General features: G+C 73.2%; 8 protein-coding genes and 1 pseudogene. 3 read left to right on the top strand and 6 right to left on the bottom strand.

The window, feature by feature from the left end:
• Positions 1–116: 116 nt before the first annotated feature.
• From G3I19_RS31340 to G3I19_RS31330, 3 genes are all read left to right on the top strand, one after another.
• Positions 117–1,640 (top strand): MFS transporter, encoded by a 1,524-nt coding sequence (locus tag G3I19_RS31340; RefSeq protein WP_343235262.1) that lies wholly within the window; start codon positions 117–119, stop codon positions 1,638–1,640.
• Positions 1,641–1,920: 280 nt separating this feature from the next.
• Positions 1,921–2,415, top strand: a complete 495-nt coding sequence (locus G3I19_RS31335; RefSeq protein WP_343235261.1) for a DUF6314 family protein — start codon at positions 1,921–1,923, stop codon at positions 2,413–2,415.
• 140 nt (positions 2,416–2,555) lie between these two features.
• A complete protein-coding gene (locus G3I19_RS31330; RefSeq protein WP_164267101.1) occupies positions 2,556–3,095 on the top strand; it encodes a hypothetical protein in 540 nt (179 codons plus the stop codon).
• Positions 3,096–3,219: 124 nt separating this feature from the next.
• Here G3I19_RS31330 and G3I19_RS31325 read toward each other — a convergent pair whose 3' ends face one another.
• From G3I19_RS31325 to G3I19_RS31305, 6 genes and pseudogenes are all read right to left on the bottom strand, one after another.
• The gene (locus G3I19_RS31325) at positions 3,220–3,900 is read right to left on the bottom strand and encodes a hypothetical protein (protein WP_164267100.1); all 681 of its coding nucleotides are present in this window, start codon (positions 3,898–3,900) and stop codon (positions 3,220–3,222) included.
• A gap of 323 nt (positions 3,901–4,223) precedes the next feature.
• Positions 4,224–4,629: pseudogene (locus tag G3I19_RS37800) on the bottom strand (aldo/keto reductase); the annotation flags it as partial.
• Between the two features lie 99 nt (positions 4,630–4,728).
• The gene (locus G3I19_RS31320) at positions 4,729–5,643 is read right to left on the bottom strand and encodes a serine protease (protein ID WP_164267099.1); all 915 of its coding nucleotides are present in this window, start codon (positions 5,641–5,643) and stop codon (positions 4,729–4,731) included.
• Between the two features lie 180 nt (positions 5,644–5,823).
• On the bottom strand, positions 5,824–6,735 hold the full coding sequence (locus G3I19_RS31315) for a hypothetical protein (protein WP_164267098.1): 912 nt from the start codon (positions 6,733–6,735) through the stop codon (positions 5,824–5,826).
• A gap of 4 nt (positions 6,736–6,739) precedes the next feature.
• Complete coding sequence (locus G3I19_RS31310; RefSeq protein ID WP_164267097.1) at positions 6,740–7,813, bottom strand: C40 family peptidase; 1,074 nt, start codon at positions 7,811–7,813, stop codon at positions 6,740–6,742.
• Positions 7,814–8,156: 343 nt separating this feature from the next.
• Positions 8,157–9,209, bottom strand: a 1,053-nt coding sequence (locus G3I19_RS31305; RefSeq protein WP_203600729.1) for a dienelactone hydrolase family protein, incomplete at its 5' end; no start/stop codon positions are given.

Raw genomic sequence — 9,209 nt, 5'->3', positions numbered from 1 at the left:
CCGACACCGGCACCGGGGCCGATGCCGACACCGGCACCGGGGCCGACGCCGACGCCGATGCCGACACCGGCACCGGGGCCGATGCCGACACCGGCACCGGGGCCGGGGCCGGGCGGGTGGGTCCCGGGCGGGCCGGGAGTCTGCGGCTGGCTTCCCCGGCGGGGCGTGGTGTGCTGGCCTGCGCGGTCCTCGGCTCGGGCATGACCATGCTGGACGCCACCGTGGTCAATGTCGCGCTGCCACGGATCGGAGCCGACTTCGGCGTACCGCTCTCGGCGCTCCAGTGGACCATCACCGCGTACATGCTCCCGCTCGCCGGGCTGATCCTGCTCGGCGGCAGCCTCGGCGACCGCTACGGGCGGCGCCGGATCTTCATGACCGGGGTGGCCTGGTTCGCGGTGGCGTCCGTGCTGTGCGGGCTCGCACCCAACGACGGCGCGCTGATCGCCGCCCGCGCCCTGCAGGGAGTCGGCGGTGCGCTGCTCACCCCCGGCTCACTGGCCCTGGTACAGGGCACCTTCCGGGAGCAGGACCGTGCCAAGGCGGTCGGGCTGTGGTCCGGGCTGGGCGGCGTGGCCACCTCCGTCGGCCCCTTCCTGGGCGGCTGGCTGGTGGACGGGCCGGGCTGGCGCTGGATCTTCTACATCAACGCCCCGCTCGCCCTGGCCGTGCTGCTCCTCGCGGTGCGCTGGGTGCCCGAGAGCCGCGACTGGCAGGCGGCCGGGCGGTTCGACGCGGCGGGCGCCGCTCTGGCCGCTCTCGGCCTGGCCGGTATCACCTACGCGCTGATCGACGCGGGCGGCGGTTTCGGGCCGGCGGTGGTCGTGGCACTGCCGGCCGGGCTGCTGTTCACCGCGCTCTTGCTGCGGCGGGAGGCCAGGACCGGGCATCCCATGCTGCCCCTGGGAATGTTCCGGGTGAAGCTGTTCACCTCGGTCAACCTGGTCACCCTGTGCCTCTACGCGGCGATCGGCGGGGTGTTCTTCCTGCTGCCCACCCAGTTGCAGAACGGCCTGGGATACGAGGCACTGGCCGCCGGGGTGGCCTCACTGCCCATCACTGTCCTGATGATGCTGCTGTCCGGGCCGGCCGGCGCCCTGGCCCAGCGGATCGGCCCGCGCCCGCTGCTCACCCTGGGACCGCTGGTCGCCGGGGCGGGCCTGGCTCTGCTGCACCGGGTGCATCCCGGCGGCTCGTACGGGGCGGACGTCCTGCCCGCGGTGCTGGTCCTCGGGCTGGGCATGAGTATGTTCGTCGCGCCGCTGACCGCCACCGTCCTGGCGTCCGTCGATGTACGGCGGGCCGGAATCGCCAGCGGCGTCAACAACGCCGCCGCCCGGGTCGCCCAGTTGCTCGCGGTGGCCGCGCTGCCGCTCGTGGTCGGCCTGTCCGGCAGCGGATACCGCACGGTCTCCACCGTCGACCGCGCCTTCGGCCAGGCGGTGCTGGTCTGCGCCGGGCTCATGGTGCTGGGTGCCGCGCTCGCGTGGTTCACGGTGCCGGCCGACGTACTGCGGCCCGACGAGGACACCCCGCACGCCCGCCCCCAATGCACCGTGCACGGCGCACCCGCGCTCCCGCCGCTGGAGCCCGGAGCCCGCCGCGGCCCCGGCCCCCCGCCCGGCCCCGGCGAAATCTGAGAGACGCCCGGTGTACAGGGCACCAGAACACCAGAAGGCGAGGGCACCGGAGCACCGGAGCACCGGAGCACCGGAGCACCGGAGCACCGGAGCACCGGGGTGCCGGGGTGCCGGGGCGTCAGAACGGCGGGGCGTCAGAAGGGCGGGGCGTCAGAAGGGCGGGGCGTCAGAACGGCGCTTCCGGTCCGGGGGACCGGCCCGCGGCCCGAGGGCGCCGGGGCCTAGCATCACGACGAGGACGGACCGGCAGGGCGGTGTGACGGTGGGGCAGGAGGGGGCGGTGGGTGTGACACGGCAGGACACCACGGCAGGCGGCGAGGGCGCTGTCCCGGCCGGCGGGCCGCATCCGGTGGCGGACACTCTGGGCTACCTCGCCGGGCGGTGGCGGGTCGAGCGGACCGTGCACGACCTGTCCCAGGACCAGTACGGCACGTTCAGCGGCACGGCCTGCTTCACCCGCCGGGAACAGCCCGCCACCGGGCTGCTCCATGCCGAGCGCGGCGAGTTCACCTGGGGCGGGGTGACCCGGCCCGCTTCCCGTGCGTATCTCTTCGAGCCGACGGGCGAGGGGGCCGCCTTCGTACGGTTCGCCGACGGCCGCCCCTTCCACCCCCTGGACCTGCGCGGCGGACACTGCCTGGCCGACCACCCGTGCGCCGAGGACGTCTACCGCGGCGAGTTCAGTGTGCTCACCGCGGACCGCTGGCGGGTGGTGTGGACGGTACGGGGCCCGGCCAAGGACCTGCGTCTGGTGAGCGTGCACCACCGGATCTGAGAGCCGCGCTGGGCGTGCATCACCGCATCTGAGAGCCGCGGTGGGCGTGCATCTGCGGATCTGAGACCGTGGCAGGCAAGAAGCAGCCCGCGCCGTGCAGGGCGTCCCGGGGGCCGTGCGCCTCGGCGTACGATGCCGGGATGTGCACGGACAGCCCTCTGGGCGCTTCGGCCCTGCTGATCAACGGCACTGTCGGGGTGGGCAAAACCACGGTTGCCGGCGCGGTGGGTGACCTGCTCGCCGAGGCCGGGACCCCTCACGCGGTCCTCGACCTCGACTGGCTGAGCCAGTCGTGGCCCGCTCCTGCTGGTGACCGGTTCAACTTCACCGTGCTGCTGCGGAATCTGCGCAGCATCGCCGGCAACTACCTCGCTGCGGGAGCGGCCCGCCTCGTACTGGCCGGTGTGGTCGAGCGGCAGGAGGAGCGCCAGCAACTGGCCGCCGCGGTAGGTGTCGGTCTCACGGTGTGCCGGCTGCGGGCCGAACCGGCCGTCATCCACCGGCGTCTGACCCGCCGCCATGACGGCGAGCCCGGAGCACTGCGGTGGCATCTGGACCGCTCCGCCGAACTGGACACCATCCTCAGCTCGGCCGCGGTCGAGGACTTCACCACCGACACCACCACAGGCTCCGTCCCCGCCATTGCCGCATCGGTGATCGGGGCAGCCGGCTGGCAGTGACCACCCGGGGCCAATCCCGCTGTGCAGCACGAACAGCACCCCCCCTGACACCAGCGGCCTCCACGGCACCGGCCACGCCGTCCACACCCCGGACCATCACCGGGAGGTGGCGGGGGAGGGGTTCTCAGGCGGCGGTTGCCGCGCCGCTGTCCGCGGGCTCAGCGCCGGCCGGCTTGGTCTGGTAGTAGACCGAACGGCCCTGCTTGGAACGCTCGATGACCCCACGGGCAACGCCCTGCTCCAGGGCATTACGCACGACGGTCACCTGCACACCCCGCTCGGGGTGTGCCTCGGCCACCGCGGCGGCGACTTCGGTGGACGACTTGGGCTCACTGTGCCCGGCGAGGAAGGAACTCACCAGCTCGAGCCACGTGGGCCCGCTCGCACCCTGCGCGGGGGCAGCCTTCTTCGCGGGAGCCTTCGCGCGGCGCACGGCCCCGGCCCCGGCCGGCGAGCGCCCCGCCTTCGGGGCCTTCGCGCCGGAGTCCTTCGCGCCGGAGTCCTTCGCGCCGGCGGTCTTGGCAGTGGTGTTCTTGGTGGTCGCGGTCCTGCTCCTGGGGCTGCGTGCCGCGGGCACCTTGGCCGGCTTCCTGCCCGGCTTGGCTGCCGGCCCGGCAGAGGCGCCGAGGATGTCCTGCATCTTCACGAGGACCTGCCCGCTCTCCTCGAGCTGGACCAACTCCTCCTGCAGGCGCACCAGTTCGGCGCGGATCCGGTCTTGCTCGCTCTGATTGGCCGCGAGGTCGTCGGCGACCTTCTGTGCGTACTCGGCCTGCACGCCGGATGCGGCGTTGACTGTGGACATGAGGCCCTCATCTTTTAGCTGTGTGGTGGACGGGTGTGCTGGGGATGCTACTCACTTCCGCGAAGGTGATTCCCCAGTGGTACTGCTCGAACGCAGGCACCCCCCCCGGCACGGGCTGCACACGCGTCCAGGCCCGCCCGGGGTGCCGTGGCCCTGCGGACGGGCCCTGCGCCTGACATCCCGCCGCCCGCCGGGCAGCTGACCGGGGCCCCGTCCTGACCCAACCCGCCCCCGTACGACCGGTGTTGGACGGCGGGCGCTGCCGGTTCCGGTGCCGGTGCCGGTGGTTCACCATGCCGATGTGTGGCGGGGTTCTTCCGGCGTACGACCTGGGTTCTCGTGGCCGAGAGTTCCCCGGCGGCGTCGTCCAGGACCGCGTGTACCCGGGTGGTCCCGGGGTGATCACAGGCGGGCGGAAGCGGCCTGTCCGCGCGCACGTACGGACCCCACAGCAACGGGCTGTACGACCACACGCCGCGCCCTTCCGGCCGCGCCAGGTCCAGATCTTCGGGGGTGAGCATGCGCTGGCCCGCCTCCGCGACAAGGAGGGGCGGGCGCGGCCCGGCGAGTAAGCGGCGCAGCTGCAAGGGCCGTCCACGGTTCCACGCCCCGCTCCCGCGCGAGCGACCGGGCGCGCCCGACACGCCAGGCGGCGTGGTTGGCCGCCCCGATGCGCAGAGCCACTCCCTTCGCGACCAGCTCGCCGAACACACCGGCCGTCTCCTCCAGCCCGGCCGGACGCCGGGGTGGGGGCGGGCCGGAGGCGGGGGCGGCCGGGTCCGGGGTGTGGACAACGGCCGCTCCCCGCCCCCCTCGTTCGGTGTCGGTTCAGTGTGCTGAGACCGCTGCCGGTTTCGGGAGTGTGCAGCCCGCGGCCGCCAGGTCGAGCTTGTTGCCCGTGGTGAAGCAGGCGGGGATGTTGTAGGTCTCCTCGGCGTACCCGATTCCCTTGCGGATGGTGACGGTGCCCTGCTCGTTCACCTCGCAGGGGTTGTCGAGGGTGCAGCTTTCACCGCTCTCGTTGATGGTGTTGTTGACCGCCGTGACCTGTCCCGTCGCCGTGTCGATGACCGGGGAACCCGAGGTGCCCCCGATGACCTGGCACTGCGGGGTGTAGCGGACGGCGTCCTTCCATGTCCACTGGTCTTCCTTCAGGCGGTAGGCGAATCCGTCGACGGAGCAGGAATAGACCTTTTTCCAGTAGCCGGAGACCACGTCGACCGCGTGCCCCTGCACCGGGTGGGCCGCGGAGAGGGTCAGGGGTGCGATTTTCGTGGACTGCTGTATCTGGGCGTAGGTCTGGGTCAGCTGGTAGAGCGTGACGTCGGTGTCGGTCATCGTCGAGTAGAGGACTTTGTTCGCCTTGAGTGTGCCGGCGGTGCCAGCTGTGGCGTTGAGCAGTGTGAAGCTGCGGGTGGAGGGCTGGCCGGTGATGACCTGGCCCGCGCTCGGGAAGCCGGTTTCGAGGCAGTGGCCGTTCGTCAGGACCAGAGCGGGGTCTGTCGCCTGCGAGTCCGGCATGCGGATCAGGGACCCCGAGCAGTTGCTGAGTGCCACGGTGCCGGCGAAGGAGGCGGCTTTCACCGGGACGGGTGTGCGCTCGGGGTGCGCGGCGGCCGTCGCGGCGGCGGGGGTCGTCCCGCCCGCATGACCGGGCGCTGCCGTTGCGGTGCCCGTGGTTCCCGCCAGGGCGCGGGCGGCGAGGGTCACAGGGGTGAGGGTTGCGAGGAGAGGCTTGCGCATGGTGATTGTCGGTCCTCTCGGTTCGGGCCCGGGAGCCCGGTTGCCCCCGGACGGCGAAGGGTGACCGCATTGTCGGCGTAACGACAAACTCTTCGCTACCCCGCCTCCCCACTGCCCCCCGGGCCCCCCTTGGCGGACCCGGTGGTGGGCCGGGTGGTGGCGGGGGCGGGGCCCTGGGGTTCAGTCGGCCGAGCGGCCCGGTAGCCGGGTGAAGCGGCGCAGCCCTCGCCGGGTGGGCTTGAGCGGCTTGTCCTCGGGGGCGGCCGGGCCCTGACCGGCCGTCAGCGCGGCCGCGGGGGAGGGGGACGGTGCCTCCACGGGCCGGGGGCCGCGTTCGAGCCGGCTGCGTACGGCCTGGGCCATGGTGTGGTGGGACGCTTCCTGCAGCAGGCCCTGCGCGGACAACCGCTCCCACATGTGCAGCAGTTCCTGCCCCCGGGTCACGACCTGCTCCTCGTCCTGCAGCCGTTGCCATGCCGCGGTGGCCCGGGCCACGTCGGGCGCGGCCCGGTTCAGGTCGGTGCGGCAGCGGATCCGCGCGACGGTCAGCGCGAGCACGGTGGAGATCGTGTAGTCGCCGCGCAGATGCGCGATGTACGCCTCGATCGCCCGTGCCTCCAGCGACAGTTCGTCCTCCGCGCCCCGGCGCAGCGTCAGATGCTCCCGCAGCGCACCGGCCAGGACGTACGCGGCGTGCAGCTCCTGGCGCTGCGCATGCTGGATGATCCGCTCGACGCGGGCGAGCGGGGGGAACGCCTCTTCCTCGGCGGCGGTCCGCTCCCGCCCGGGCGGCAGATCCTCCTCCTCGGCGATGGTCCGGCTGGAGCCGTCTGGATACACCCGAAGCCGCGCCACCTGCCGCACGCTGCGGTCGATGACGGTCGCCGCGACCGGGGCCCCCAGGGTGCGGGCGAACATGGCGATGGCGTCGAGGATTGCCTCGTTGGGCGGGCGCATGCCGCCCATCTCCAGCAGATGGCCGTTGACGACCGTCGACCCGTCCTCGGCCACGTACGCGTCGAGACGGATCAGCGGCGGTGCGCTCAGCGCGGGCAGGTTCCCCTTGTCGCGGGGTGTCAGTGAGTGGGACATGCGCTCAGACTCCGGGCCGGACCACGCCGAGGATGGGCATGGAGGCGGCCGGCGCGGTCGTGACCGTGCGACCCGGCCGCGGGGCGTGGACGATCTGCCCGCCTCCGATGTACATGCCCACGTGCGTGGCGTCGTAGTAGATGATCAGGTCGCCGGGCCGCGCCGATGCCAGGCTGACCCGGGTCAGTGCCTGCCACTGCGCCTGCGAGGTACGCGGGACGGGGTGTCCGGCCGCCGCCCACGCCGCGGAGGTGAGCCCCGAGCAGTCGTACGACGAGGGGCCCACGGCGCCCCACACGTAGGGCTTGCCGATCTGGGCCATGGCGAAGGCGACGGCTTTCCCGGCCGCTCCGCTCACCTTCGTCCCGCCGCCCGGGCCGCCCCGGTCCGAGGGGCCGCCGCCGCCCTGCCACTTGGATTTGGCTTTCTGGGTGTCCTGTTTCTCCAGCTGGGCCAGCTTGCGGGTCTGGTCCTTCTGGAGGCCCGACTCGATCCGTTCGGCGTCGGCGATCTTCTTCTCGATCTTGTCCTTCGCCCTGGCCTTGTCCGTACGGGTGCGTTTCAGCTCCCGCAGCTCCTTCTCGGCGGCCTCGGTCCGCCCGTCGAGCTCCGCGCGGGCGGTCTTCTGGGTCTGGGAGGCGTTGACGAGGCCGAGCATGGCCTGGCGGGACTGGGCGGCCTCGTCCAGGACCCGGTCGGGGTGGCTGCCGAGCAGCAACTGCAGGCCCGTGGAGGCGAGATAGCCTCCGCGGTACTGCGTCCGGGCCGCCTCACCCGTGAGGTCGCGCAGGCTGTTGACCCGGTCCTCGGCGCGGGCGAGGTCCGTGTGCAGCGACGCCAGCCGCTTCGCCTGCTTGGTGGCCTTCTCGTTGGCGGCGTCGTACGCCTCGGTGGCCACCTCCGCTTCGCGGTAGAGGCCGTCCAGCTCGGTACGGATGTGCTCGATCGACCCGTCGCCCTGCGGGCCGGGGTCGTGGGGGGCCGCGTAACTGGGCCCGGGTATCAGGGCGATCGCGCAGACAAGGGCTGCTACGGTGGCCCGGCCTCGCAGCTGTCCGCCGCCCATCGACACGTTCATCAGCTCCACTTTCAGAGTCGCGTGCGGGCAGCCCGGACGGCCGGCTTGCCAACGCGGTCGCCACCACGGGGCATGAGGAGATCTGTTCGACCTATGAACACACTACCCTCACCCGAACGGCCGATCCCGGTATCCCCGCGCGTGTCAGCATTCCCGTGAGTATCCCGCCCACCGCGCCGGCGGTTCGGCCGAGCCGGCGCCCACAAACCGGCGCCCGCCGCGGCAGCCGCCCCCCCCCGGCGGGCGAGGCAAGTCCCCGGGCGGGCGAGAGCCTTGAGACGGACGGGGCCAGTTCCTGACGGGACGAGGGGGAAGCCGGTTCCTGAGGGGGCGGTGGGCGGGGTCAGTTCCCGAGGTGGGTGAGGACGGAGCGTACCGCGGCGTGCACGGCCTGCCGGGCCTCCTCGGTGGGGTCCGCCGTCTCGAAGCCGTGCACGGCGTCGGGGGCGTCGATCACCTCGATGTCCCGGCGGCGGGCGGCCGCCGCGGTGAGGAACTCCTGGACGGTCGCCGCGATCTCCACGCGTTCGTGCTCCACCCGGGTCAGTACGATCGGCAGCGCACCGCCGGTGCGCAGCGCGTCCGCGGGCCTGAAACGGGTGTCGCTCAGGCCCCAGTTCGCCAGCGGGGCGAGGACCGGGTAGGAGGCGGCCACGCAGCGCAGCCACGGCGGGGGTGCCGCGATCCAGTCCGCCGCGATCAGGGCGCCGGCGGAGAAGAACCAGAGGGCGATGCGGTCCTCGTCCACGCGCGGGTCGGCGCGGACCCGTTCGACGGCCGCGGCGACGTCCCCGGCGGCCTGCTCGTAGCCGGTGATGTCGTGCAGCCGGTGATCGACCGTCACACCGACGGCGCCCAGGCCCGCCACGTACTGGCCGTAGCCGGTGAAGGCCGGCCAGTCGCGCGGGGTCGGCGACACACCGGCGGGCACGGGGCCGCCGTGCACGAACACCACCGCGGGGCGGGGGCCCTGCGCCCGGGGCAGATGGAGATCGATGTTTTCGGCCCGCTCGCGCGGCTGCTCGGGTACGTCGAGGAGGAAGGGCCGCAGATGTGCCGGCCGTTCGCCGGCCGCCGGGTCCAGCAGGTGTCCGCCGCCCGCGGCGGCTTCGAGCAGGACGGCGCACAGTTCGGCGGGGGCGGAGAGCATCGGCCAGTGCCCGGTGTGGAGTTCGAAGAAGGTCACACGGCGCTCGACGAGTGCCTGGACGCGGGGGTCGCCGAGCCCCACGAATGCCTCGACGGTGGCGATGCTCGACCCGTTGTGGGTGCACAGGATCCCCGTCGCGGGCAGCGCGCCCGCGGCGCCGGTCAGCCGGAGCGGCTGGGTGAGGGTGCCCGCGGGGTGCGGGGCGGCCAGGCGGGTCAGCCGGGCCAGCGCCTCGTCCGAGAGGCC

Source organism: Streptomyces sp. SID10853, assembly GCF_010548145.1.
Lineage (GTDB): Bacteria > Actinomycetota > Actinomycetes > Streptomycetales > Streptomycetaceae > Streptomyces.
The sequence above is the reverse complement of the archived record's forward strand: the minus strand, read 5'-3'. Positions and strand labels throughout refer to the sequence as shown.